This is a genomic window from Tetzosporium hominis (assembly GCF_002265435.1).
Taxonomy (GTDB): Bacteria; Bacillota; Bacilli; order Bacillales_A; family Planococcaceae; genus Chryseomicrobium; species Chryseomicrobium hominis.
The window spans coordinates 183,541-209,899 of the sequence record NZ_NOKQ01000196.1; the positions used below are offsets into that span (position 1 = coordinate 183,541).

The 26,359-nt window shown below is 45.2% G+C and carries 21 protein-coding genes and 1 pseudogene; 14 read left to right on the plus strand and 8 right to left on the minus strand.

Annotated elements, in window-relative coordinates:
* Positions 1 to 56: 56 nt before the first annotated feature.
* From CF394_RS06680 to CF394_RS06725, 10 genes are all read left to right on the plus strand, one after another.
* Positions 57 to 791: a glucose 1-dehydrogenase gene (locus tag CF394_RS06680; RefSeq protein ID WP_094942456.1), complete on the plus strand. Its 735-nt coding sequence runs from the start codon at positions 57 to 59 to the stop codon at positions 789 to 791.
* Positions 792 to 944: 153 nt separating this feature from the next.
* Complete coding sequence (locus CF394_RS06685) at positions 945 to 2,045, plus strand: NERD domain-containing protein (RefSeq protein ID WP_094942457.1); 1,101 nt, start codon at positions 945 to 947, stop codon at positions 2,043 to 2,045.
* A 504-nt stretch (positions 2,046 to 2,549) separates the two neighbouring features.
* Positions 2,550 to 4,970 (plus strand): DUF8725 domain-containing protein, encoded by a 2,421-nt coding sequence (locus CF394_RS06690; protein WP_094942459.1) that lies wholly within the window; start codon positions 2,550 to 2,552, stop codon positions 4,968 to 4,970.
* Positions 4,967 to 5,902, plus strand: a complete 936-nt coding sequence (locus tag CF394_RS06695; RefSeq protein WP_094942460.1) for an ABC transporter ATP-binding protein — start codon at positions 4,967 to 4,969, stop codon at positions 5,900 to 5,902. The genes CF394_RS06690 and CF394_RS06695 overlap by 4 nt, the downstream gene beginning before the upstream one ends.
* Positions 5,899 to 6,738 (plus strand): ABC transporter permease, encoded by an 840-nt coding sequence (locus tag CF394_RS06700; RefSeq protein WP_094942462.1) that lies wholly within the window; start codon positions 5,899 to 5,901, stop codon positions 6,736 to 6,738. The genes CF394_RS06695 and CF394_RS06700 overlap by 4 nt, the downstream gene beginning before the upstream one ends.
* A gap of 15 nt (positions 6,739 to 6,753) precedes the next feature.
* Positions 6,754 to 8,169, plus strand: a complete 1,416-nt coding sequence (locus CF394_RS15765; protein WP_106408204.1) for a DUF8809 domain-containing protein — start codon at positions 6,754 to 6,756, stop codon at positions 8,167 to 8,169.
* Between the two features lie 10 nt (positions 8,170 to 8,179).
* The gene (locus CF394_RS06710) at positions 8,180 to 9,163 is read left to right on the plus strand and encodes an AAA family ATPase (RefSeq protein WP_094942463.1); all 984 of its coding nucleotides are present in this window, start codon (positions 8,180 to 8,182) and stop codon (positions 9,161 to 9,163) included.
* A gap of 12 nt (positions 9,164 to 9,175) precedes the next feature.
* Positions 9,176 to 10,045, plus strand: coding sequence for a DUF58 domain-containing protein (locus CF394_RS06715; RefSeq protein ID WP_094942465.1), 870 nt, complete (start codon positions 9,176 to 9,178; stop codon positions 10,043 to 10,045).
* Positions 10,046 to 10,054: 9 nt separating this feature from the next.
* A complete protein-coding gene (locus CF394_RS06720) occupies positions 10,055 to 11,803 on the plus strand; it encodes a vWA domain-containing protein (RefSeq protein ID WP_094942466.1) in 1,749 nt (582 codons plus the stop codon).
* Positions 11,787 to 14,387: a vWA domain-containing protein gene (locus CF394_RS06725; RefSeq protein WP_094942468.1), complete on the plus strand. Its 2,601-nt coding sequence runs from the start codon at positions 11,787 to 11,789 to the stop codon at positions 14,385 to 14,387. The genes CF394_RS06720 and CF394_RS06725 overlap by 17 nt, the downstream gene beginning before the upstream one ends.
* A 240-nt stretch (positions 14,388 to 14,627) precedes the next feature.
* On the opposite strand, the gene CF394_RS06730 is transcribed toward CF394_RS06725, so the two are convergent.
* Positions 14,628 to 15,365, minus strand: coding sequence for a sulfite exporter TauE/SafE family protein (locus CF394_RS06730; protein ID WP_094942469.1), 738 nt, complete (start codon positions 15,363 to 15,365; stop codon positions 14,628 to 14,630).
* Positions 15,366 to 15,660: 295 nt separating this feature from the next.
* Here CF394_RS06730 and CF394_RS06735 point away from each other — a divergent pair, with 295 nt between their 5' ends.
* Positions 15,661 to 17,148: a peptide MFS transporter gene (locus tag CF394_RS06735; RefSeq protein WP_094942471.1), complete on the plus strand. Its 1,488-nt coding sequence runs from the start codon at positions 15,661 to 15,663 to the stop codon at positions 17,146 to 17,148.
* Between the two features lie 289 nt (positions 17,149 to 17,437).
* On the opposite strand, the gene CF394_RS06740 is transcribed toward CF394_RS06735, so the two are convergent.
* Positions 17,438 to 18,283 (minus strand): NERD domain-containing protein, encoded by an 846-nt coding sequence (locus CF394_RS06740; protein ID WP_165767482.1) that lies wholly within the window; start codon positions 18,281 to 18,283, stop codon positions 17,438 to 17,440.
* A gap of 227 nt (positions 18,284 to 18,510) precedes the next feature.
* On the opposite strand from CF394_RS06740, the gene arr reads away from it, so the two are divergent.
* Positions 18,511 to 18,927, plus strand: a complete 417-nt coding sequence (arr, locus tag CF394_RS06745) for an NAD(+)--rifampin ADP-ribosyltransferase (RefSeq protein WP_094942473.1) — start codon at positions 18,511 to 18,513, stop codon at positions 18,925 to 18,927.
* A 66-nt stretch (positions 18,928 to 18,993) separates the two neighbouring features.
* Here the strand turns inward: arr and pdxT are convergent, their stop codons facing one another.
* Positions 18,994 to 19,599, minus strand: a complete 606-nt coding sequence (gene pdxT, locus CF394_RS06750) for a pyridoxal 5'-phosphate synthase glutaminase subunit PdxT (RefSeq protein ID WP_094942474.1) — start codon at positions 19,597 to 19,599, stop codon at positions 18,994 to 18,996.
* On the minus strand, positions 19,599 to 20,489 hold the full coding sequence (gene pdxS / locus CF394_RS06755) for a pyridoxal 5'-phosphate synthase lyase subunit PdxS (RefSeq protein WP_094942476.1): 891 nt from the start codon (positions 20,487 to 20,489) through the stop codon (positions 19,599 to 19,601). Before pdxS ends, pdxT begins: the two co-directional genes overlap by 1 nt.
* A 255-nt stretch (positions 20,490 to 20,744) precedes the next feature.
* Here pdxS and CF394_RS06760 point away from each other — a divergent pair, with 255 nt between their 5' ends.
* Positions 20,745 to 21,302, plus strand: coding sequence for an HRDC domain-containing protein (locus CF394_RS06760; RefSeq protein WP_094942478.1), 558 nt, complete (start codon positions 20,745 to 20,747; stop codon positions 21,300 to 21,302).
* Positions 21,303 to 21,608: 306 nt separating this feature from the next.
* On the opposite strand, the gene CF394_RS06765 is transcribed toward CF394_RS06760, so the two are convergent.
* Positions 21,609 to 22,250 (minus strand): GDP-mannose 4,6-dehydratase, encoded by a 642-nt coding sequence (locus CF394_RS06765; RefSeq protein ID WP_243370710.1) that lies wholly within the window; start codon positions 22,248 to 22,250, stop codon positions 21,609 to 21,611.
* Positions 22,251 to 22,419: 169 nt separating this feature from the next.
* On the opposite strand from CF394_RS06765, the gene CF394_RS06770 reads away from it, so the two are divergent.
* Positions 22,420 to 24,096, plus strand: a complete 1,677-nt coding sequence (locus CF394_RS06770) for a diguanylate cyclase domain-containing protein (protein WP_094942479.1) — start codon at positions 22,420 to 22,422, stop codon at positions 24,094 to 24,096.
* Positions 24,097 to 24,232: 136 nt separating this feature from the next.
* On the opposite strand, the gene CF394_RS16275 is transcribed toward CF394_RS06770, so the two are convergent.
* The 3 genes and pseudogenes from CF394_RS16275 to CF394_RS06785 all read right to left on the minus strand — a co-directional run bounded on the left by CF394_RS16275 (position 24,233) and on the right by CF394_RS06785 (position 26,075).
* Entirely contained in the window at positions 24,233 to 24,376 is a 144-nt protein-coding gene (locus CF394_RS16275; protein ID WP_369333187.1) for a class II aldolase/adducin family protein, read from the minus strand.
* A gap of 130 nt (positions 24,377 to 24,506) precedes the next feature.
* Positions 24,507 to 24,692, minus strand: a pseudogene (locus CF394_RS16280) (helix-turn-helix domain-containing protein); the annotation flags it as partial.
* A 912-nt stretch (positions 24,693 to 25,604) separates the two neighbouring features.
* Positions 25,605 to 26,075, minus strand: coding sequence for a hypothetical protein (locus CF394_RS06785; RefSeq protein ID WP_094942481.1), 471 nt, complete (start codon positions 26,073 to 26,075; stop codon positions 25,605 to 25,607).
* Positions 26,076 to 26,359 lie beyond the last annotated feature (284 nt).

Sequence of the window (26,359 nt, forward strand, 5' to 3'; positions counted from 1 at the left end):
TACTTTGAGCTATACTCTAGTTATCACTAATCACTGTTTTAAGGAGCGAATTAGAAATGAATCGATTAAATGGGAAAGTAGCACTAATTACCGGAGCAGCACAAGGTATGGGAGCGGCTCACGCCCGTCTTTTCATCGAACACGGTGCAAAGGTTGTTATGACCGATCTGAACGAAGAAAAGGGACAGGCTCTTGCGAAAGAGCTTGGAGAGAATGCTCATTTCATCTCTCACAATGTAACAAATGAAGTGGACTGGACGCGAGTCGTTGAAGAGACCGAGGCTACCTTTGGTCCCATCCAAGTTCTCGTCAATAATGCCGGTATCACAATGGCTAAAAACATGCTGGACGTCACGGTCGAAGAATACAAGCGGATTGTCGACATCAACCAAGTTTCTGTGTTCATCGGAATGAAAGCTGTTGCTCCTTCTATGATCAAAGCAGGCGGCGGTTCTATCGTCAACATCTCATCTATGAACGGTCTTGTAGCTGGAGCAATCGGCTATACAGATACGAAATTCGCAGTTCGCGGTATGACAAAAGCAGCGGCAATTAACCTGGCGCCACTTGGAATCCGAGTGAATTCTGTTCACCCAGGTGTCATTGCGACTCCAATGGTCGTCCAAGAAGATACGAAAGCGGCAGTCGAAGAATTTGCGAAACATATTCCAATGAAACGTGTAGCTCAGCCTGAGGAAGTTTCAAACATGGTGCTCTTCCTTGCGTCTGATGAATCAACCTACTCGACAGGCTCTGAGTTTGTGATTGATGGTGGGTTGACGGCTCAGTAAGCTGATTGTCCGTGGAAAAGATAGTATAGTCCGAGGAAAACCATGCGTGGTCCGCGCAACATACTTTATTGTCTTCGCAGTAGGTAAAACAACTCTAACCATACAAGTAAATGAACCATTAATGCCTCCCTATCCACTTAGGGAGGCTTTTTCATGAAATCTTTATGTGACAACCATATGCAAACTGGTATACTCAAACTAGTAATTACAGAAAGTGGGAGTATTATGTCGTTTTTTAAGAATGCCTACTTGGCTTTAACCGACAAGTGGGAACTGAAAGAACCAAAGCTTTATTTTGCTTCTAAAGACACGCCTTCTCTTCTTGCCGAACTTACTCAATTAGCTTCCTCAGATGATCCCTCTATAGATCAGAAAAAAGTCGAAGAGCATCGAAAACTTTTTACAATTGGGGATTCTGGAGAAAAATCTGTATTGTTTGAGCTTGAACATTCCCTTCTGCCACTAGTGATTCTTCACGACGTCCCGATTGCATACAAAGGACTCAAAGCACAACTTGATTTCGTTATTTTAACTCGGAAATTCATTCTCGTTCTCGAAGTCAAAAAGTTATTCGGTAATATTCATATTACTGATAAAGGAGAATTTCAGCGAGTCATCACGAGAAACAATCGCATCATCTCTAAAGAAGGAATGTACAGCCCTATTAACCAAGTGGAACGGCATGTTGCCATTCTCGAGAAACTTTTAAAGGAAACAGAGTTGATTCAAAGTACTCCAATCTATCACGCTGTAACATTCGCAAATCCAAAGACCATCATTGATATTGCAAAAAAAGCACCTGCTGACATTCAACAAAACGTAATTCGCCATGATCAAATCAAACAGTATTTGAAAGCCAAGCTTTCTTTAAATTCTCCCGTCAATTTGCCGGATCAAAAGATTTACATGATTGCCGACAAGATTTTGGAATACCGAAAGTCACATGTGTTTGATCCTACTGTTTACAGACTTCAAGATGTGGCACCTCAACAACAAGAACCAGTCCAGTTGAAGTCTCGAGAGGATCAAAGGACAAGCCTAACTGCATTTCGCTTACATTACTCGAGACAAACCAATCGAAAAGCCTATCATATCTTCAATAATCAAACGCTTGATTCACTTTTAGAGATGCAGCCCCGTGACACAGATCAGCTACTGGAGGTTCCGGGCCTCGGACCTAAGAAGATTGAGGAGTTCGGGCAGACCTTACTTGACCTGCTTCATGGGAAGGAAACATTTTATGAAAATCAGTAATCTATTCTTTCGAAAAATGACAACTCAATAAGACGTTTTATTTGCCCAACCATAATAACTCTACAAATATCGCCCCCCTATCCACTTAGGGAGGCCTTTTTCATATTTCCCACCCATTTCCAAAAGGTGTCCCATAAAATAGACAGACACAATTTATTTTTAATTACAAACATACACAGCAATACGGCGTCGTTTTGTATATTTGTTGAATAGCCACGAATATTGGAATTGTGTTTGGGATAGGCACCTTTATGTAAGAAGTGGCTCATAAATTTTGGTGCCACTTTTTTGTCTTTTTATCGGACTTCACTGGCTCTTCCCAAGACTTCAACGACCTTTCCGAAGACTTCAAATGACCTTTTTAGGACTTTACCGACTCCATCCATGCCGTAATACCCCCGCCCCCATTACCAAAAAAAATTGAAATTTCTTGAAACTATATTCTTCCTAAATCGTTATGTACTAAGATAGACATAGAAAAAGATACCAAGGGGGACTATTTACATGAGAAAACCACTGGCCGGACTCGGTCTCATCTTCGTCTTATTGATGAGCCTCTTCCTCGGTCCATCCATTGCATTTGCTGATGCTCAAATCACAATCAAAGCAACTGCCGGATACGACAACAAAATTAAATACGGTAAAGGTGTACCGATCACTTTGACCCTTGAAAACCAAGGAGACGATTTTACAGGTGACCTGGTCATTGATACACCAGAATCGTACGAAGTAGGCACAGCGCGGGCTCTACCGATCACTCTCGCAGCCGGCGAGACGAAAACGATTCATCTGAGCCTTAGTTCACTGGCTGAAGACTTTATGTACACCGGAACAAACACGCAATTATTTTTCTTATATGAAGACGGCTGGAAAGACGGTAAAGAAATCGCATTCAAAGGCGACAAGACACTACGTCCAAGCTACTTTGCCGATGACAGCTTTTTTATGTTCACGTTGACAGAGTCTGCTGACCGCCTCGGTTCGCTTCGCAGTGTCAAACTCCAACAAGGCATGAACAATGAAATCATTGCTTTAAACCAACTGAAGAACAATCAACCGCTGCCTTCTACAAAAGAAGACTGGGAAATGGCGAACGTCCTACTCATCGATGAATATTCGATTGCAGATTGGCCTGAAGCTCAGCAACAAGCCCTTCTCGACTGGGTGAAAGATGGCGGGATTGTCATCGCTGGTGCTACGGATAAAGGAGTCGCGGAATTCGGGGCACTGAGTGAATTCTTACCGCTCGAAGTATCAAACGAAACAACAACCGTTTCTGTTGATGCTGCAAAAAGCTTTGCCAAGACAGAAGATTTAACAAAACCTATCACTATTCAAAAAGCCACTATTCAAGAAGGTTCTACAAGTGTCTGGAACGTCGAATCAACACCAGTTGTCGCTATGAAGCGCGTAAACGAAGGAGCTATCATCCAGACGGCGTTCTCGCTCGGAGATCAGCCACTTGCTTCTGAAAAAGGTTACGACGAACTTCTATCTGTACTATTCAATCAATCCAAACTTGTCTCCATGCCAACGAATGTCTATTATGGCAACCCGGGATACGAAACACTTGGGTACGATACGGTCTATATGAATGAACTGTTCCCGTCGTTCCAAGTCTCTACTGGCGGCATCGCACTCATCATCTTTGTCTATTTCTTATTAGTGGGACCACTTCTTTACTTCCTATTAAAACGGAAAGACAAACGCGAACATGCGTGGTGGATCATCCCAACTATTGCGATTGTCACATCGATTGCGATCTTCGCATATGGTGCACGGGACCGTCTATTGAAACCACAGGTGCAGCAACTGAGCTTTTACGAAGTCGCGGACGACGGGTCGATGAGCGGCTATTACGTTGAAACGCTATTATCAAACCGTAGCGGTGAGTTCACACTCGAAGCGGATCAAGGCACGACGATGTCGACTTGGAAAAACTCAAGCTTTAGCGGCATCTCAACGAATACACGTACTGAATCTATTTTAGAAAACGAAGCAGACAAACCAGCACTAACTTTGCGTAATGTCGGGTACTGGTCGACTTCGACTGTAGTTGGAGAATCCAAGATCCCTTCACTCGGAAAACTCAATATTAAAATTGAGAACAACTCCGACACGATCTCCGGGACAATCGAGAACACCTTCCCGTTCGCTCTAAAAAATGTGCAGATTTGGACAGGTGCACAAAAAATTGACCTTGGGGACATCGATGCAGGTGCGACGATGGACGTCAACGCGAAATTTAAAGGTGGCATTATGCTCCCTGCCAAAGGAAGTCAGAACTATGGCGGTGGGTACGGCTACGGTGGTCCTGTTCAGTCAGCAGCTCAGCTTCCGGAAGAACGTCATAAAGCCTTAGTAGCTGCCTACAGCAACATGATGTCTTTGAACGAAAAGAATACGCCACTTGTTGTGGCGACAGCGAATGAGCCTATCGTGCCGATTCAGATTCAAGATGAGCGTGCTGAAATGGACGCTATCAACTTGATTATTCAACCATTCGAATCCGAAACTCTCGTACAGGGTACGTTTACACTTCCTTCTGCAATGCTAGATGTTTCGCTCTATTCAGATTCTGCTTACGCAAGTCTTGATGACCCGATGAACAACATGTGGTACATCGAAAACGGTGAGTTTGATTTTGACGTGACGCTACCTGAAAAGATCGTTGAAGGCGACATCTCGTGGAAAGAACTGAAGATTCGCAATCAGAACCGTACAGTCCTGACTCTAGAGCTCTACAATCAAAAGACGAAAGAGTACACGGAATTGACGGAGACGTCAACAGTCGTCAAAGAAAACGTAGCGGATTATATTGATGAAACGGGAATGATTAAGCTACGTCTAATTAAACAAAGCAACGCAATGAACGATATGATGAAACTTCCTACTATCGAATTGATTGGCGAGGTGGCACCATGATTGAAATCACAGGACTGACTAGAAAATACGGCAATTTCTATGCCTTGAATGACTTGAACCTCTCCATTAAAGAAGGCGTTGTGTTCGGGTTTGTTGGAGCCAACGGTGCGGGAAAATCGACGACGTTCTCGATTCTAGCAACACTTCTGCAGCCTACAAAAGGCGATGCGCTAATCAACGGCAAGAGCGTTCGCAACGAGCCACATGAAGTGCGCAAACAAATCGGCTACATGCCGGACTTTTTCGGTGTCTATGACCAACTGAAAGCTGACGAATACCTCGACTTTTACGGCGCAAGCTACGGGATTCCGGCGAAAGAGCGCGAAAAGCTGATTCCGGAGCTTTTAGAACTCGTGAACTTGACGCATAAGCGCTATGAATACGTCGACTTATTGTCACGTGGGATGAAGCAGCGCTTGTGTCTAGCACGCGCATTGATTCACAACCCTTCTGTATTGATTCTCGATGAACCAGCTTCGGGTCTTGATCCTCGAGCTCGCGTCGAGATGCGAGACATTTTGAAGCAGTTGAAAAGTATGGGCAAGACGATTTTGATTTCCTCTCACATCCTTCCTGAACTTGCGGAGATGTGTGACGAGATTGGTGTCATTGACGGAGGGCAACTTGTCGCGCACGGAAGCGTTGCGGAAATTCATGAACAGCTCCAAAACGAACGACCAGTCTCTGTGCATCTTCTTGGGGACGTGTCTGGCTTTGTCTCCTTTATCGAAGAGCAGCCATTCGTTTCGGGTGTAACTGTTGACGAGAGCCGTTCGCTTGTGAAGTTCTCGTACCGAGGCTCTGACGAAGAACAGATGGCACTTCTTAGAACAGCAATATTAAAAGACTTACCGATCATCACGTTCTCTCAAGCAGAGACGGACCTTGAAGATGTCTTCATGGAAATCACGAAAGGAGTGGAAATGAAATGAGGGAACTACTTTACAATCCCGTCCTCATCAAAGAGCTGAAGCTCCGTTTTCGCAGCGTCAAAAGCTCGCTCGGCCTGACGTTTTATCTACTCGCCATGAGTATCTTCGTGTTCGGGATGATTTTCTTAGCCACAAATATGACCGGTTCTGGATTCTTCCGCCCGGACGAGAGTTACTTTATGTTCATCGTGCTGACATACATTCAGCTCGCTCTGATTTTATTTATCACACCAGGACTTACTGCAGGCACGATCAGTACGGAGCGAGAGAAACAGACGCTGACGATTTTACTTACGACCTCACAACGTTCGTGGCAAATCATCATCGGTAAACTTGCAGCATCTATCGCATTCTTACTACTGATGCTGGTGTCTGGACTTCCGATCTATAGCTTGGTGTTCTTGTTTGGTGGCGTCTCGCCAGGACAGCTCGCAGTGATTTTCTTGTTCTTCTTGTTAACAGTACTCGCAATCGGAAGTCTTGGAATCATGTATTCCACTGTGACGAAAAAGACGATTGTGTCGATGATTGCGACATACGGTTCGATGCTTTTCTTGACTGGTGTCACAGCGTTCTTCTTCGTTCTAGCTATTCAGTCTGGATTTACAAGTGCTGTACAGTCACCATCCCTGTTCGCTCATTTCTGGGCGAGCATTAACCCGCCGATGATGATTTTCTCATTCGTCAGCCCTGAAGGCAGTCAATTCTTGACGCAGATCACACAAGTGAACTTCCCTGGCTGGATCATTTACGTCGGGTTCTATTTACTGATCATCTTTGTATCACTATTCATTGCTATCAAAAAATTGCGTGTCAACATGGGGAAAATGCGCTAAAGGAGAGGTCGACTCATGACAAATCCAAAATGGGAACCGTTCATCCGAAAAGCACACGGGCGTCTTGTCCGTGTGTTTGCGCTCGAACAGGTTCAATCGGCTCTTATCGCTGCAGCCATTACGTGGTGTACGGTTCTTCTGTTGTCGCGCTTCTTCGTACTTGTCTATTTTGAATGGATTGCTATTCTAGCAGCACTACTTGTCGGTGGCGGGTATTTCGCTTACTTGATGCGCGGTCGCCCTTCTAAACTCGAGTCGCTTCGCGCGTTTGATGCGAGTTTTTCAGACAACGAGTTTATCACGGTCGCACAGACGACAGAAGACGGTCCGCTAGTTGAACATATTGAAGCGCACGTGAACAAGCAGCTACCGACTGCTACAGAGCGCTTTAGACAAGCGGTCCGTTACACTGTGAAACCACGTCACTTGCTACTGGCCTTCTTTTTCCTTGCAGTAGGGTTTGTCAGTCTGCTACTTCCTTCTGACGATCAGCTTGCTGCGAAAGACTTAGAAGTCGAGAAAACGGTTGTCGAGAAGCTCGAGAAAGAAGCCGAAAAACTCGATAAAAAAGTGACGACTCCTGAGATCAAGAAAAAAGTCGCGGAGCTCGAGAAAGACCTGAAAAAAGCGGAGACCGCCAAAGCCGCTTGGGAGAAAGTCACGAAAACGAAAAAAGAGCTGGAGCTGAAGAAAGCGCAGCTTGTGAAAAAACAGCAAGACGCAGCTGACGGAAAATCCAGTGACAGTCTGACTGCAGAAGAACAAAAACAATTAGAAGAACTGACGGCTTCTATCGATGCACTCGCTAAAGAGATGAATTCCGCTCAAAGTGCGATGGCTAAGATCGGTCAGCCCCTCTCTACCCCTAGTCAACTCGCTACGACGAGCCAGTCAGGTGAGCAACAGCAAGGACAGAACCAGACACCAACTGAATCTGGTGAAGGTCAACCTGGCGAGGGTCAAGGGCAAGGTGAAGGCGAGGGCGAAGGTCAGGGTGAAGGAGAAGGTCAAGGGCAGGGGCAAGGTTCTGGACAAGGACAAGGACAGGGTCAGGGTCAAGGGTCTGGTTCTGGTTCTGGTTCTGGCTCTGGATCCGGTTCAGGGCAAGGTTCTGGTTCTGGACAAGGCCAAGGCTCTGGTCAAGGGCAGGGTGCCGGCACTGGACAAGGCGACCGCTCTCTTGTCGCTGTTCCCAAACGTATTGGCCAACCGGGCGAGACAACGACAGACGGTGGAAAACTAGGGGCCGGACAAGCAGTCGGCGAACAACAAGGTCCGTCCCCTGTCACGAAAGGTTCGATCCGTCCGTATCAAGAAGTTGTAGGCGATTACGCACCTTACTACCGCCAATCAACAGAACGCCTGCAGCTCCCTGCGGACCTGCAAAACTATGTGCAATCGTACTTTACGTCAATTCAAACAAGTGATTAATGGAGGAACTATGACATACACACCAGAACAATTCGAAGATATGAGCAACAAGTTTGCACAAGCAAAAGACGAGATCAGCAAGTTCATCGTCGGGCAGTCTGAAGCCATCGATTATACGGTTTTAGCAATGGTCGCAGGTGGTCACACATTACTTGAAGGTCTACCGGGTCTCGGGAAAACGATGCTGATCCGTACAATTGGTCAAGTCTGTGACCTGTCGTTCTCCCGTATCCAGTTCACACCGGACTTGATGCCTGCTGATATCACCGGAACAAGCATGATTGAACGCAGCGACGACGGAAAGACCGATTTCGTCTTCAAAAAAGGGCCTCTTTTCCATCAACTGGTCCTCGCCGATGAGATCAACCGGGCGACTCCTAAAACTCAAAGTGCGCTTCTTGAAGCTATGGGTGAGCACACGGTGACAGTGCTTGGTGAGACACGTCCTATGGAAGATCCGTTCTTCGTCCTTGCGACGCAGAACCCGATTGAAATGGAAGGAACATACCCTCTTCCTGAAGCTCAAGTTGACCGATTCTTATGTAAAGTCGTATTGCCGTACCCTTCAAAACAAGAGTTAAAAGAGATCATGATGCGCACAACAGGTGCTGAGAAGACAGAACTGCAACAAGTCCTGACGACCTTTGAAATCCGCGCAGCGCAGCAGATGGTGAAACATGTGCTACTTGCAGACGACTTGATGGATTACGCCATCGATGTCATCACAGCGACTCACCCAGAGACGTCTTCGGTCGAATCAATCAAACGCTACGTGCAGTTCGGAAGCGGACCACGTGGCTTGCAGAGCCTGATCCGAATTGCGAAAGCCCGTGCCTTTTTAGCTGGACGCGTCCATGTCTCGATTGCGGATATCAAACAGTCTGTAAAACCTGTTCTGCGTCACCGCATCCGCTTAAACTACGAAGCAGAGGCAACTGGGCTGACACCAGACCTCGTACTCGATCAAATGCTCGATGAACTCGCGAAGTCGTAAGGAGGAAAGCTGATGTCCCCACTGTTGACTAGCTCGAGCATGAACAAGCTCGCAAATTACCGACTCGTAAACGGCAAACGCCACGTCAGCGGCCGTCGCGGGACCCATGCTTCCAAACGCTACGGTTCCTCCCTCGACTTCTCGGACTTCCGAGTCTATGAAGCCGGAGACGATGTCCGCCAGATTGACTGGAACGTTTATGCACGCACGGATAAATTATTTATCAAACGGTTTTTAGATGAAGAAGAGATGCGTGTTCATATCGTTCTGGATACGACTCCTTCAATGGGTGAAGAAGACAAATGGCTCCATGCTCGCCAAGTCGCGGCACTGTTCGGCTACCTCGTACTTTCCCATGACGACGCATTGTCGTTTTCAGCAAAACAAGATGAGCGTCTCCAGTCATTTCGCAAAAAAGGCTCGATGTACCGCCATCTGTTCCAGCAGAAAGTTGAGGAGCTCACACCGGTTACAAGAAACGAACCGTTTCTAGAGGACCTGGTGCAACAGCTCCCGAAAGATGCCGGAAGTGTATTCATCATCACAGATGGCCTCGAGCCGATAGAACAGTTTGAAAAGACGTGCCAACAATTGACACGCCGACCGAAAGACATTCGCTTTGTCGTGGTGTCGTCTCAAGAAGAGCAAGACCCGGAGTATTACGGCGACTATCTACTCGTCGACAAAGAGTCCACGTCGAGCCTTAATGTGACCGTGACACCCGATATGATCAAGCGCTACGAAACCAAACGAAAGAGCCATTTTGAACAAATGGAACAGCTTGCAAATCGCTACGGGCACCATATCCTGTTCTTGCCGAGCCAGCCTGATTTTCTGACGGCAGCGCTACAGCAATTTGTTCGTTTTCAGTGGATACGATGAGGTGACATCATGAACTTTTTACAATTTGCTAACATTTGGACGCTCATCTTCCCTGTAGCCGTGCTGCTCTACTATTTCTTCCGCAAGCGCTACACACCGAAGACGATTTCTTCAACCTTGTTCTGGGAGTCGTTCATGAACGAGACGAAGGCGTCACCGTATTTTGAAAAGCTACAAAAGAACTTGCTGTTACTGCTTCAGCTTTTAGCCCTACTTCTTTTTGTATTCCTATTGATGAAGCCGTATTTCCCGTCAAGTTCTTCTTCAAACGAAGACATCTGGCTCGTCATCGACACGTCTGCTTCTATGGAGACGAAGAGTGGTGACACGACATGGTTTGAAGAGCAGAAAGCGCGCATGCAAGTCATCGTGAACTCGAATGAAGGTGCAACATTTACGATTGTGACGACCGGAGAGACCCCGGCATTTGTCGTACAAAACGAGACGAACCGCCAGCAACTCACTTCCGCCATCGATTCGCTTGATGTGACCTATGAAGCAGAACAGCTGAAGAAGACGTTTGATTTTGTGAAAGCGGGACTTCCTAAAGAAGGTGCATCTGTCTATGTGTTGACTGACGCTGCATCTAAAGATCTTGTCACGTTCGATCAAGAAAATGTGTCGTGGCGTGTTGAGAACCGGAAAGAGACACCACAAAATATCGCTATCAAGCAGTTCGGCGTCTCCCCTTCTGAAGACGGGACAAACGCCATCGTCGAGATTCAAAACGATACAGACGAAGTGGCCACTGGTTCCATCGACTTTGTCACACTGAAAGATGATGTCTTGGCTACGATTGACTACGAAGTCGCAGCGAATGAGCGAGGGATCGTGTCGACCGTGCTTCCTTCAGACGATTCGTTTTTTAAAGCGAAACTCAAGGAAAAGGACGATTACGAGACCGACAATGAGATGACCGCCATCTTGTACCGACCGGTCATGCAAGTTGCCGTAGATGACGCGGTACACCCAACGATTCAGAAGGCGTTACTCGCTATTGGCGCAGACGTCGTGACCGTTCCGACAGAAGATTTGACCCTTCGTCCCGTAGGAGAACTCTTGGTGACAAGTGATGAGAGTTTGCTAGAAGACGCTGACCATCCCGTATTGTTAATTGGTCGCGAAGATAAAGAGCTCCAAGACGTCACGGGTTCGATTGCACAAAAAGCGAACTTCTCAAATTATGTGGATCTGTCGGATGTCTATGTGCAATCTGTCTACCCTTCCATTGAAGGAGCCACGACAATTGCAGCAATCGATGATAAGCCGTTCATCCAGCAGCTCGCAAATGGCAATATGGTGGTGCTTGCAGATATCGATCAGACAGACTGGCCGCTCCACCCGTCGTACCCCCTCTTCTTGTGGGCTGCGATGGAGCAATTCTCAGAAGATGCCGAGACAATCGGCAGCTACTTCCCGAATGACCGTGTCACACTGGCGAGCCGCTACAACGAATGGAGCATCTACAGTGCCGACGAATCGTTTATCGGAGACATCACGCCAGACGGTTCGATGACGGTTCCTACGCGTCCTGGGTTCTACCAAGTGACCGATGGCGAGACGAGCAAAGTCTTTGCCGTCTCCCTTGAACAACATGAAAAACAACTACCAACTGAAAAAAGCTTTGAAATCGGCTCGTATCAAGCTGGCGGAGAAAAAGAAGTTCAACAATCCATGCTTCCAATTGGACTGTTGATCATCTTCGTCCTGTTACTACTGGAATGGGAGGTGCAACGACGTCGTGGATTTACAACTTGAGAACCCACTGTGGCTCCTATTAGCCCTCCTGCCACTCGCCTACTTTTTGTGGTCAGCTCGAAAAGGGATGCCAGCTACTAAAGCTGGTCGTACCGCTTTTATCTTACGTGTCGCTGCGATTACGTCCCTGATCATCGCGCTCGTCTCGCCCCAGTTTGTGTGGCCAGTAAAAGACGAGCAGATCCTCTTCCTCGTCGACCAATCGGCTTCGATGAAGAACGAATGGGCAGCGCAGCAAGATGTTTTGCAAGACGCTATCAAGGCGAAGAAAGGCCATCAAGCGGTTGGTATCTATTCGTTTTCAGACGGCTTCCAGACCGACCAGAAGCTCTCTCCTACTGTCGACAAACTCGCAGAGATGACGCCACTTGCTGACGTCGAGCACACCGACATGGAAAATGCGATGAAGCTCGCACTGGGTCTAGCGGACCCTGAACTTGCGACTCGCGTCGTGTTGTTGTCCGACGGCAACGAGACGAACGGCTCCATTAAATCGTTTGAGATGGATTTAAAAGAACGTGGTATTGAAGTCGATACGCTGTTGATGTCTGGCCAAGACGACGAAGATGTGGCGCTCATCGATTTCCAAACACCGACGACTGCTTTTGAAGGCGAATCGCATACCCTTCAAGTGCATGTCCAGTCGGCCATTGAGACGGATGCCACACTTGCGATTCAACTGAACGACCAGCAAGTGCTCTCGGAACCAGTCACATTGACTCAAGGCGAGAACGTCTTCACCTTCTCCAACAAAACGGATGCCAAAGGACCTCTCGTCTACAAAGCGACCATCCAGCGAGAAAACGATGCGGTCATCCAGAACAATGAACTCGCGAGCTTGACGATGGTCGAAGATTCACCACATGTGTTGATCGTGTCTCCTGAAGGCGATTCACCGATTCCGTCGTTTGTCGACGCCTCAGGGCTGACGGTCGACTCGATCGATTCGGCTTCACTTCCAACAGACCTCGCTTCCTACGCGACCTACAACGCCATCATCTTTGATAACGTCCCAGGTCATCAGGTCGGCGAAGCAAAGATGACCGTCATTGAGCAGGCCGTCAAGCAGTTCGGGACCGGCTTCATGATGGTCGGTGGCGAGATGAGCTTCGGACTCGGGGGCTACTTCCAGTCTCCTGTCGAGCGCATGCTCCCTGTTGAGATGGACGTGAAAGGCAAGCACCAACTGCCGTCACTTGGTTTGATGATCGTTGTCGACCGCTCGGGCAGTATGAGCGGTCTGAAGATGGAGCTTGCCAAAGAAGCAGCGGCTCGTTCTGTCGAGATGCTCCGTCCGGACGACCAGTTCGGCTTGATTGCTTTTGATGACCGTCCGTGGGAAATCATTCCTGTGGGGCCTATCAAAGACGTTGAAGAAACTGTCAATGACATCCTCTCCATAGCACCGGGTGGAGGAACGGAAATCTATAGCAGTCTTGAAGAGGCTTATACTCAATTAGAAGACGTCAACGTGCAGCGTAAACATATCATCTTGCTGACGGATGGTCAGTCGTCGACTTCGAATGACTATGAATCGCTGATTACGGATGCCCTCTCTAAGAACGTGACACTATCCACCGTTTCGATTGGTCAAGACGCCGACAAAGCACTTCTTGAGGAACTCGCGCAATACGGAACTGGCCGTTTCTATGACGTTGAAGACGAAAACTCGATTCCGTCCATCTTGTCACGTGAGACCGCGATGACTACCAAGACTTACATCGAAGATGAACCGTTCTATCCAACAGTGTATCAAGCACAGGACTGGGATGCGGTGTTTGCTGACGGGGTGCCACAGTTGAATGCGTATATCGCGACGACCTTGAAACCACAGGCGACACTAGTTGCGGAGAGCACGAAAGAAGATCCGGTACTCGCTGAGTGGATGTACGGTCTCGGTCGCACGATTGCGTACACATCTGATTCTCGCGGTGCATGGAGTGGTGACTTCGCTCGCTACGAAAAATGGCCGACATTCTGGAATACAGCGATTACGCGTCTTTTGCCTTCGATTGAAACGGAACCATTCCACGTCGAACGTCAAGAAGACGGTGTCTATGTATTATCGGATCCTAGTGGCAATTCGCAGTTCTTCGATGTCGTCGCAACATCAAATAGCGGCGAAGAACTGACTATTGAGACTGAGCCGATTGAGCCTGGGAAAGTCCGAGTGAAGCTGGACACGGATCCTGGGATCGTGTTCTTCACTGTACAAAACGAGCAACAACAATCGTTCCGCGCGGGCGTATCAATTCCGTATTCACAAGAATACTCGAAGCTCGGTACAAACAAAGAATTGCTGACTTCCTTAGCAAATACGACAGGCGGAAAAGTAATTGAGTCTGGTGCAGACGCTATGCGCGCTATTGAATCATCGAGTTGGAATCAGCAGAGCTTTGTCATGCCATTCGTCTGGCTCGCCATGTTGCTGTTCTTCATCGACATCACGATTCGCCGCTTCGGCTTGCCGTCGTGGAGACGTTTGAAGCATCGCTTTAAGCGGTCTGAGGTGGCAGTGGATTCGGCTGGCGCGACGTCGATCACGTCGGTGCTTGAGAAGACTCGGAATAAGCGGGAGTCTTAGGGATGAGGTGTTGAGTTGGGTTGTCCGCGGAGAAGGAAATGAAGTCCTGTGAAAACGTTCTGAAGTCCGCGGAACACTGCCTGGAGTCCCTAGAAGAAAACCAAGAGCGCTGAAGTCCTAGAAAGGCCCTTTGAAGTCTTCGGAACATCTTGTGAAGTCCGCGGAACACTGCCTGAAGTCCTGAAAGCCACTCTCTATACTATGAAAAAATGCCGTCCCTACAGGAACGGCATTTTTTGATTAACTGAAGAATCGATTCCACAAAATCTGTACAAGAAGCAACACGGTCACGCCTCGCAATATAGGTTTTACATACTTCGGATTTAGTTTCTCCGCGATCCGAACTCCAGTCTGCGCACCTGTCACGGATCCGAGCAGGAGCGCAATGGTTAGTGGCCAAATGATGTCTCCCGAAAGGATGTAAGTTGCAGCAGCACCAAAGCAGCTTGAAAACGTGGCAAGTCGCACGAATCCAATCGCACGTATATAAGAAATGTTGAGATAACTGAATAGATAGAGCATTAACGTGCCCTGTCCCGGACCAAACATCCCGTCATAGATACCGATGCTGTAGAGTCCTGCCACACTTTTTTTGGAGATTCGCAGAGGTTCTTGTCCTGTGAATCCTTGCTTTCCAATGAATGATGTCACAAATGCGAACAGTAAGAGTACGCTGACTACTAAGTACATCTGCTCCTCAGGAATCGCCGAGGCGATCAATCCGCCTGTGATTCCTCCTGTTAAACTGACCGGAACGAGCCAAACGGACTCTTTCAAAGTGATGGTTTTCTTTTTGATCAAGTAGTAAAAACTTGAAAATGAACTGACTGTGTTTGATACCTTGTTCGCTCCGATGGCGGAATGAACCGGTACTCCGAGTAACAACATTGCAGGTAAACTGATCAAGCCTCCCCCTCCAGCTAGTGTGCCGAGTGTTGTTGCACAAACTCCTATGAGAAACATGATGATGTACTCCATCTCGCTCACCTCTCTTGCCTTCACTATACGCCCCTTATCTTGATAAATAAATTTAATACTTTTAATGATTCCTCATAACAAAAACCTATCAGTATTTCAATAAGTAGAAACTTATGTTTTAGAAAGTTCTGATGATTGGTAAATAGAGTAGTGACGTTAAATCCCATGGGGAGCAAGGCTCGCAAAAAATTACTATCTTTTCAGAACAATTTGTTTTTTGACATCAAAAAAAGGGATAGTTACACTGTAAAAGTCTAATTTTTTTCACAATTGAAAAGAGAAAGAAGGAAAGACCATGGTAACAAAACAAGACATTGTTAACTCAGTCCCTCAGAAAGGCTTTTTCGGCCAACCAAAAGGACTCCTATCCCTATTCTTCACAGAGTTTTGGGAACGCTTTTCCTACTACGGAATGCGCGCTATATTGCTGTACTACATGTACTACGAATTAAATAAAGGTGGACTTGGCTTAGATCAATCGACAGCGAACTCCATCATGGCCGTTTACGGCTCACTGGTTTATATGTCCGGAATCATCGGTGGATGGATTGCCGACCGCTTGCTCGGTACAACTCGCACGGTATTATATGGTGGCGTACTAATCATGCTCGGTCACATCGTCTTAGCCTTACCTGGCGGATTGACGACTCTGTTCGCTTCGATGGCATTAATCGTCATTGGTACGGGATTATTGAAACCAAACATCTCTAGTATCGTTGGTGACCTGTATGCTGAGAACGACAACCGTCGCGACTCTGGATTTAGTATCTTCTACATGGGAATCAACATGGGTGCCCTGATTGCGCCTTTAATTGTCGGAACAGTTGGACTTCAGTACAACTTCCACTTAGGATTTGGACTAGCTGCTATCGGTATGGCTTTAGGTCTTGTCGTGTTCTGGGCAACGAAAAAGAAGTATCTTGGACTTGCCGGTTCTTATGTACCGAACCCGCTGACTAAAGAAGAGCGTAAGAAAATTTTTACAACAATCGGAATTGGAATTATAGTCGTCGCTGTGGCTGGTTACATCTTGATCACAGCGGGAATCATGACCATCGACGTCTTCACGATGATCGTGTCTATCTTAGGTATCGTAATTCCAACGATTTACTTCATCGTGATGTACCGCAGCAACAAGACAAACGCAGACGAAAAGTCTCGTGTGCTTGCTTACATTCCATTGTTCGTCGCTGCAATGATGTTCTGGGCTATCCAGGAGCAAGGTTCTATCATCTTGGCTCAATATGCGGACCAACGTACGAATCTAGCACTTGGTAGCATCGATATTTCACCAGCGTGGTTCCAATCACTGAATCCATTATTCATCATTGCATTCGCACCAGTGTTTGCTTGGATGTGGATCAAGCTTGGAGACCGCCAACCATCGACTCCAGTGAAGTTTTCAATGGGTCTCTTGTTTGCGGGTCTATCGTTCTTAGTGATGATCATCCCTGCTTACATGAGCGGAACAGAAAGCCTAGTAAGCCCTTGGTGGTTAGTACTTAGCTTCTTCCTAGTTGTACTTGGGGAATTGTTCTTATCTCCAGTCGGCTTGTCTGCAACAACGAAACTAGCTCCGGCTGCCTTCGCTGCACAGACGATGAGTCTCTGGTTCTTAACGAATGCATCGGCACAAGCGATCAATGCGCAAGTCGTGAAATTGTATTCACCTGAAAATGAGATTATTTACTTTGGTGTCATCGGCGGAATCTCGATTGCTTTAGGATTCTTGTTGTTCTTTACAGCACCGATCATTGAGAAGTTTATGCGTGGCGTGCGTTAAGCACGTATTTGAAGGCTCGATTCCAGAAATGGAATCGAGTTTTTTTGATTCGCGGGATTTATTCAGCACTAAAATGTGGGTATGAGTAAAAAAATGGAGTGAGTGCCAAAGTGAAATTTCGGATGTCGAATCATCTCCGATAGAGGTGCAATCATCTTAATTAGAGACCTAATGAATTAAATTATAGGCCTAATACTATCTGTATTTTTAATAATTTACCGTTACAAAAGAAAAAAGCCACCAAACAAGGGGCAGCTTCCATCTCGATTGTGTTCTTCATATTAGTAAATCAAGATGCCTTTTTCGTGAACTTACATTTAGGAAAACTACTACAACCAAAAAAATCTCCATACTTCCCTCGTTTTAATGAAAGTGCACTTCCACAAGAAGGACAGATTTGCTGTGATTTTTGTGACACAGGCTGCTCCTTTGGTACATTCAGTTTAGCTTTGAGTTCTTCTACATGCCTTTTCTTAACCGCTTTTTTCTCCTTCTTATCCGTTACAACCAACTGATCAAGCAAACGATTGATAGAAGCAAGTTGCTCATAAGATAAGACTGAATACCTCTGTTCACGAATTACTTTTGTTAACTGTGGAGTTTGAATAACTCTTGCCGTTCTAAAGTTATCAGTAAATTTTAACGATGATTGAGGTGAGAATACTACAATCGAATGAAAATCACTCGGCTCTCCGTGCGACAAATAGTCTCTTACAGCTTTAACATGACCTTGGTTCTGCCAAATTGGATTGTAGAGTTTTTCCTTTCGCTTGTAAATTACTTGTGTCCAATATCTGCGGTCTTCTTCGCCAAAAATCCAGCCTTTATAATTTTTAGTTTCGATGACAAAAATACCATAAGGTGAAGTTACGACGTGATCCACTTGTACGGTACCACCTTTTTCGTCGGGTACATACAGGTCATGGTATACTTTGTAATCTTCATTGAGAGCAGTTAGAGTATGATTGACTTGTCTCTCCCCCATCATTCCTTTGAATTCTGGATATTTGACGCGATAAGCTATTAGACTTGCTATTAATGCAATCATGAAGAATACCGGGGCTAAAATAATTAGAAAATAAAGACCTATAAGACCTAGAAACACCCACCCTGCAATCTTTAAGACTCGATTCATTAAATTCTTCCTCTCTACTTGGCCCCTACTATAGTTAGTTAATTTTACCATTCACGTGCAAATGTTGTCTCCTAAATTTTGAGAAAACAAAAAGTGCCCCCACAAATGTGAAGGCACAGACATCTCTCTACTTTAATTTTATCATAGCTACTTCCTCACAAACAGACTACATTTCCTCCAATTTCCGCCTTATAATAACGATACTAAGCTTAGAAGGAGTGTCGTAAATGTCAGATTTAAAGCTACCACTTGATGCAGGTCCATTCTTCCATGGGACGAAAGCAAAGTTGCAAATTGGGGACTTTCTAGAACCGAATTTCAACTCTAACTATCAAGACAAACAATCCAATTACATCTACTTCACGGCAACACTGGATGCTGCAAAATGGGGAGCTGAACTAGCTCGTTCTGATCAACAAGAGCGGATTTATATCGTAGAACCTACTGGCGAATTTGAAAACGATCCGAATCTTACTGACAAACGATTTCCAGGAAACCCTACTAGGTCTTATCGCTCGACTGCTCCTCTCAAAGTTGTAGCAGAGGTAGGTTCTTGGGAACGCCATACGGACGAGCAAATTGAGAATATGCTAGCTGGTTTGCAAAAGCTCAAGGATGAGGGGAAAAATGTGATTTTGGACTAGAGAGATCCTTTGAAGTCCGCGGAAGCTTCTAATGGTTCTGGAAGAAAATAAAAACGAAGCGTCTCCTCAGACGCTTCCTACTTCCGAACTTTCCTTTGAATGTACACAAATATCGATAAAATACTGCATCACTCGGTGATCATCTGTTAGCTCTGGATGAAACGAACACCCTAGGAATCTTCCTTGACGAGCCAAAACGATTCGATCTCCATGCGTTGCCAGTACTTCTACATCCGGGCCAACACTCACTATATGAGGCGCTCGAATAAAGACTGCTGGAAAATCCACTCCCACTCCCACTCCCTCAATTGCAAGTGGTACTTCAAAACTGTCGACCTGTCGACCGAATGAGTTGCGTTCGACAGTGATGTCCATAAGTCCAAGATGAGGCTCCTCGTAACCCACGATAGTACCTGCTAGCAAAATCAAACCTGCGCAAGTGCCGAACACCGGAAGACCATCGAGTGCTTTCTTGCGAATCGGTTCCAGCAATTCGTAGCTATCTAACAAGCGACGCATCGTCGTGCTCTCGCCGCCTGGCAACACTAGCCCGTCTAAGCCTTCAAGCTCTGCAACTGTTTTAACAGGTACTCCTTCAGCGCCACTCGCTTCAATCGCAAGTATGTGTTCACGAACCGCTCCTTGTAAGGCAAGTACACCAATCCGTTTCATTACAGCACTCGGTCCTGCATGCGTTCTGCTGCTTCGAGTCGAGAGATTTCAATTCCTTTCATAGGCACACCTAAATCTTTCGAAATCTCAACAAGCAATTTGTAATCGCGGTAATGAGTTGTCGCTTCGACGATTGCACGTGCGAATTTTTCAGGGTTGTCCGACTTGAAGATTCCGGATCCCACAAACACCCCATCTGCACCAAGCTCCATCATTAACGCTGCATCCGCCGGTGTTGCAATGCCTCCCGCCGCAAAGTTTACCACGGGTAGTCTGCCGAGATTTTTGATTTCAAGTAGCACATGGTACGGTGCACCAAGATTCTTCGCTTCTGTCATCAACTCATCTTCGCTCATATGAATCACATTTCGTACTTGAGCATTCAATTTTCGTAAGTGACGAACGGCTTCTACGATGTTTCCTGTTCCAGGCTCTCCTTTTGTGCGAAGCATTGATGCTCCCTCACCGATACGACGTGCGGCTTCTCCAAGATCCTTGTTCCCACAAACGAAAGGCACTGTGAACTGGTGCTTCAACAGATGGAACTCTTCATCAGCTGGCGTCAGTACTTCCGATTCGTCAATATAATCGACTCCCATAGCCTCTAGCATTCGTGCTTCCGTGATGTGCCCAATTCGAGCCTTCGCCATTACTGGAATCGTCACTGAAGCGAGAACTTCTTCTGTGATACGTGGGTCCGCCATGCGAGCCACTCCACCTGCTGCCCGGATATCCGATGGCACGCGTTCTAGTGCCATAACCGCCACTGCTCCTGCTGCTTCTGCAATCCGCGCCTGTTCTGCATTCACGACATCCATGATGACGCCACCCTTTTGCATTTCTGCCATTCCTCGTTTGACACGATCTGTTCCTGTAATCTGATTACTCATGATGTCAGCCTCCATTTCGTTTTCTACTTACTAGTTTAATAGAATCTGACATCGTAAAAAGTATCAGTATTGAATTAAATTAGGTGGTCAGATGAAGTTTATAGTTAATTTATCTACCCGACCACTTTTCAACCTAAAATTTGTAAACTACTTCTTACTAAGTTACACTAAAACGGAATAACTGATTAGCTTTCAATCTCCCCCAAAAGTTATTCACCTATCCCCAACCAAACTCCACTAGAAGGAAGGAATTTGATGTCATCAACCACTGAAGCATCTCTCACTTCACACGAATCACAAGAACTCCGCACTGTCTTGCTCACCTACCGTTCGCAATTCGCAAAACAATCTGGTCGCCATCCTGCCAACGTCCTAACCATTAAACTCATCGAAACTTTAATTGAAAAGCGTCCCAAAACCATTTTCGAACTGATTCGCATGAAAGGCATCGGCGTCGACCGTGCTGAACTGATCGGTGAAGAAATTCTTAGCATTCTCAAACAGTACGAAGACTCTGGAATTACGGGAATCACATTTGAGTGGACTCCAACAGCGCCCTCTATGCCAGACCAGCCCCTAGATTTACAAACTGAACTCCTACTTGCAGCCTTAAGAGCTTATAGATACGAAACGTCTAAACAAATCGAACGTCCTGCTTTTCATGTCTTCACGAATCAAACGATGTCGGAGATTGCGAAAAAGAGACCGACAACTATCGATGAACTTCTAGAGATCAATGGTATCGGTCCTCGGAAGCTTGAGGAGTTTGGTGAGGAGATTTTAGAGGTAGTCCGAATAGCCAGTAGCAACTGATTTTTCTTAACGTAATAAGCCTAAAAATTGAATGAACAACAGACAAAAAGGAAGTTTCCCCAAATACGAGAAACTTCCTTTTAGTTTGTATTCAATAATAGTCTTAACTGAAATTTCGCTGGTCTAATGAAATCGATTTAAGACCTAATCATGCTAGGTTTAGGTCGAATCATCTTAATTTGAGGCCTAATGAAATTTCGGATGTCGAATGAAATTCCATAGAGGTCTAATCAGCTGAATTACAGACCTAATAAGTATGCACACCTATCTTCCACAATCTCCAAACTCCTATTTATTGCGAAATACCTAGGAATAATCCCTTGATTTCTCCATATACCCCCAAGAATCCCGGCACATGTCCTCCAAAGAGCGAGTCGACTTCCATCCCAACTCACTTTCTGCCTTGCTGACGTCCGCAACACTCTCCGCGCAATCGCCAGGACGGCGATCCACAATTTCGTAAGGGATTACGACTTGATTCACTTGCTCAAAATTCTGAATCAATTCGAGCACAGAAGTTCTTTTCCCGTTCCCTAGAATATAAGTGTAAATGCCCTTCTGCGGATTTTCGAATGCAGCGACGTGCCCTTCTGCCAGGTCCATAACATGAATAAAGTCTCGCACTCCCATGCCATCAACCGAATGAATCACCCCATCGAAATTGTGCTTCGCAAATAGCCTATCCATAGCATCAAAGTCGGTAACATCTATCATTTCGAATGGAATGTAGGCATGCGCTGTTATGGTTTTCAACTTATCGAGTACACCTAAGTTCGAATTGGACAAATTGTCGACAATGACAACATCATGACCTGCAGCAATAAGTGCAACGGCAGTCTGAGATCCGATGAAGCCAAGGCCTCCTGTAACTAAAATTTTGAAAGTCGGAATGTAAAAATCCTTTCTAATCGATTTAGTGGCAATTAGACTATATGATTTTAAAATCACGAGAATGAATAGAAATTTCCAAATGAGGAATTGTTTTTAGAATTAAATTGTCCTAACCTCAAGTTATATTGTATAATTCTTTAGACATAGGTAATTAGAAATATAACTAATTAGCTTCCAATAAAAACAAATTTTAGGCGGCTACTTTCTGGCGAAATGAGGGGCTCGAATGGAATTTTTAACATATGAGTACAATTGGAGTTTAGTATTACTTTCTATTCTGGTAGCTATTTTTGCAGCTATGGTTGCATTAGACCTCGGAAGACTGCTGTCTATTACAACTTCAGTCGGAAGGCGAAGACTCATTCTGACAGGAGCTATTTTGCTAGGCGTCGGTATTTGGTCCATGCATTTTATCGGGATGCTCGCTTTACAACTTCCCCTTGAAGTCTCTTACAATGTTCCACTTGTGTTGATTTCTGTATTTCCTGCTTTTGTAGCAGGCGGTATCACGCTTTATTTAATCAGTTTACCCGATGCTCCAATATGGCGAATCCCTGTAGGAGCGCTCATCTTTTCTGCGGGTATCTTTGCCATGCATTTGCTGGGAATGGAAGCTATGGAAATGCCCGCTTTTCTTGAGTATAGCTGGTGGATGCTTACAATCGCTGCTGTCGTGGGATACGGAACATCTTATATTGGTCTCTCGCTCCTTGCGAACTCTGAAAGGATTTCAAAAAACCGGTTAACTAAAATAGGTAGTGCTGTCATTATGGGAATCGGAGTTGTGCTCATTCATTATATAGGTATGGCGGCCGCGATGTTCGTTTCGGATCCTACACATTCTCATACTACAGGCGCTGTAGTGAATTCCACTTATCTGGGTTACGGCGTATCCTTGGCCGCATTTTATCTACTAAGCATCATGTATAAAAGTGTCTCTATGGATCGTAAGTTATTAGTTCAGTCCATTGAATCCGAATTAAAATTTCAAGCTCTAATCGAGTCTGCACATGACGCTATTATCGTTTGTACTACTGATGGGAAAATCGTCCAGTGGAACAATGGAGCCGAGCGCCTTTTCGGTTATTCGAAAAAAGAGATCTTGGGAGATTCTATTTTTAAAGTAGTGCCTAAGAAGACTCACGCTAGCTATCAAGTAAATGTGGCGGAATTCTTGCAATCAGAGGACACTTCCAATTTTCAGAGAATGAAGGAGACAACTGGAATCGCTCAAGACAAATCTGAAATTCCTATTGAAGTCAGTATAGGTTCGTGGACTATTGCAGATGAGCACTTTATCAGCTTTATAGCGCGAGATATCACCGACCGGAAGCAGCAAGAAGCGCAGATGAAAGATTTGATTTATCTCGATGATCTGACAGGGTTACCGAACCGGCGCCTATTTTCTCAACGCCTACAATCTATGCTAGTTCGTGCGAAGGAACGAGAGATTCAGTTTGCAATTCTTTACTTAGATCTTGATAATTTTAAATCGGTGAATGATACCTATGGACACTTCATAGGAGATAAACTACTGATAGAAGTGAGCATGCGTATTTACAAAAAACTTGGCTTCTACGATACGTTGTCTCGCATCGGAGGCGATGAGTTCTTATTTTTGCTAACGGACACAGATGACATCCAGACCTCTCAATTTGCCGAATGGCTCATAAGCTGCTTCGATGACCCCTTCGTCATCGAAGGAGTAAAGCACTCCGTGTCTCCATCCATTGGAATCAGCATGTATTCTGGTGACGGCGACGATGCTGAGACACTGGTACGAAATGTAGACGCGGCACTCTATTGGGTTAAGGAGAATGGCAAGAATGGGTATCACTTCTATTCTCATAGCGAGCAACTAGACAATTCTGCTTTTGCAGGGCGTAGTGTTTTACAGGAGTAATGAAGGGTGGTTGGGATTCGCGACAACCACTAATAATAATGTCAAAAAGAGACCTCTGCAGTCGCAGAGGTCTCTCTCTTTTCTACTTTATTTCTTCTGTCCGTAACTTTTAAACTTCTCCGCCATCAAATCCATCTCAGCGTCGTCTAAAATCACAGGTTCTCCCGACAGCCTTCGCTCGCCAGTAAATCTCACAGCAAAACTCGATTTCTTCAGCAACCGCAAAAGCATTCGGTAAATCTTGGGCTCCTCCTAGCAATCCGTGATTCGCTAGAAGCACGGCACATCTAGGAGGACCCAATGAAAACTTGCCAAAGTTTAATCCTTCCAGTTTAGCAAATGGGAAGATTCGTGGACATAAGAAAAACGCCCTGGTGGGGGCGTTAAAGTACCATCAATTTGATAGAAAATTAAGAGGACTGAACATATTCCTGTTTATCTTCCATATAAAATTCTTCTTTCACTACTTGAGGTTTATCTTCGAGTAATTGTAAGAGTCGCATAGCAGAGCCGTTCGGGACATTGCTGCCAGCTTCCCATGCTTCTACAGTTTTCTTTGAAACACCTAGCATTTGTGCAAATAAAAGTTGTGTAAGCTCTACTTTTTCGAATTTCTTTTATATCTTCTGAAGTATATTTCGGAATGGGTTTTATAGATAGTTTACGAGACCTTACTTCTCGCTGCCCCTCCGTATGTTCAAGAGCCTTATTTAAACTAGTTTTTAATGAGTCAAAAAGTGATTTATCCATTTATATCCTTCCCATAACGTTGCTTCAATTGGTCGACCAAGACTTTAAGCTGTGCTTTCTCAGCAGCGGACAAATTATCTTGTTCATTTTTACTATATGCAATTAATAAAATTACGATTTCACTTTGTTCTATATCTAATCCGTAGTTTTTCCATAGACTCAAAAAGTTATCTAATTCAACGAAGGTCTTGTCAATTCTTTAATTGTGTAAGTTTTCATTAGTACGTCCTGACATTTTGTTATATACAACTCACCTATTTGATAGGGTTTTTCAAGTGAATTGAAGAATACCTCAAATTGTTAAGCCTCTATCAAGGTGAAATAATCTCTTTTTGTTTTCGCTATATACATTTTTGGAATATTCTTGTAATATAGAAGTGTCATGGAGGGGATGAAGTATGAATTCTGATTTTGAATTTGCGACATTTCATTTAACCATTGCTAGCGTTATGTTGGGCATTCTAATCGCACTTTTGATTTTATCATTGATTTTTCGCGAGAAAAAAGAGCTTTTTCATTTGCTGAACACTCTAATTCTTTTTCTGTATGCATCTGCGATTTTGATCTTTCAATGGGACTACATGCTGATTAATTTCCCGTATTATTTTTACGGCTTCCTGGTCTTTTGGGTGATTATTTTGGTTCTGGTTATCCGAGATAGCCTACGATTTAAAAAGTCTAGAAATCCATCGAAATCAAATGAACTCTACTAAAAAATGGCCACTGAGCATTCAGGGCCATTTTTATTTTATTCTATTCTATTCTAACCATTGCGCTTTTTCTAAATCTTCGTAGACCAAGCCCCTCTGCACTAGTGCGGCTCTCTCTTCCTCACTCAAATAGAACAATGTATTATCTCCATGATCCTGAGAAGAGAATAGCGACTCACCTTTCGCATCGAGAATATCGAAGTGAAAGAATGGTGTGATTGACTGAGATTCTTCGGGCACTATCTGTACTAGCATTTCTTTTATTTTCGGAGTCAATTCTATTGTCACTACTTGCAGTCCATCACTAGCTGTTTCAAAGCGCGGCGATTTTGCTTTAGCTAATACTTGTTGGATGCTGGAATCAGAATCTTCGTCCCAAAACTTGAATAGGACTTGAAACCCCTTTTCTAAAAAGTTTTTCGTAACCATGTTCCAATTCTCTTTTACAGCCTTAGCTCTCTGATCAAACTTGTCATCCAGTGTTTCAATATTGCTAGTATTCAGTCTCACGTTATACATGCTGTTCGCTCCCCCCTTACTCCCCGCCGGAATCGTCCCCCGTAAAACTGTCTTTTTTGCCAATTACACCTAGTATAGCAAGGAACCCTTGATGTGAATATATGGTTTTCGTACGTAGATATGTCTAGTTTTCTCGACGGGCTTTACGTAGTATGAAGGGGATAACAGATGTAAGGAGACCTCAACCTCCATCCGATTCGCGTCAACCTCCATCCGATTCGCGTCAACCTCGGGGCGATTCACGTCCCTCCCTAACTTCTTCTAAAAGCAAAAAAGACTCCACT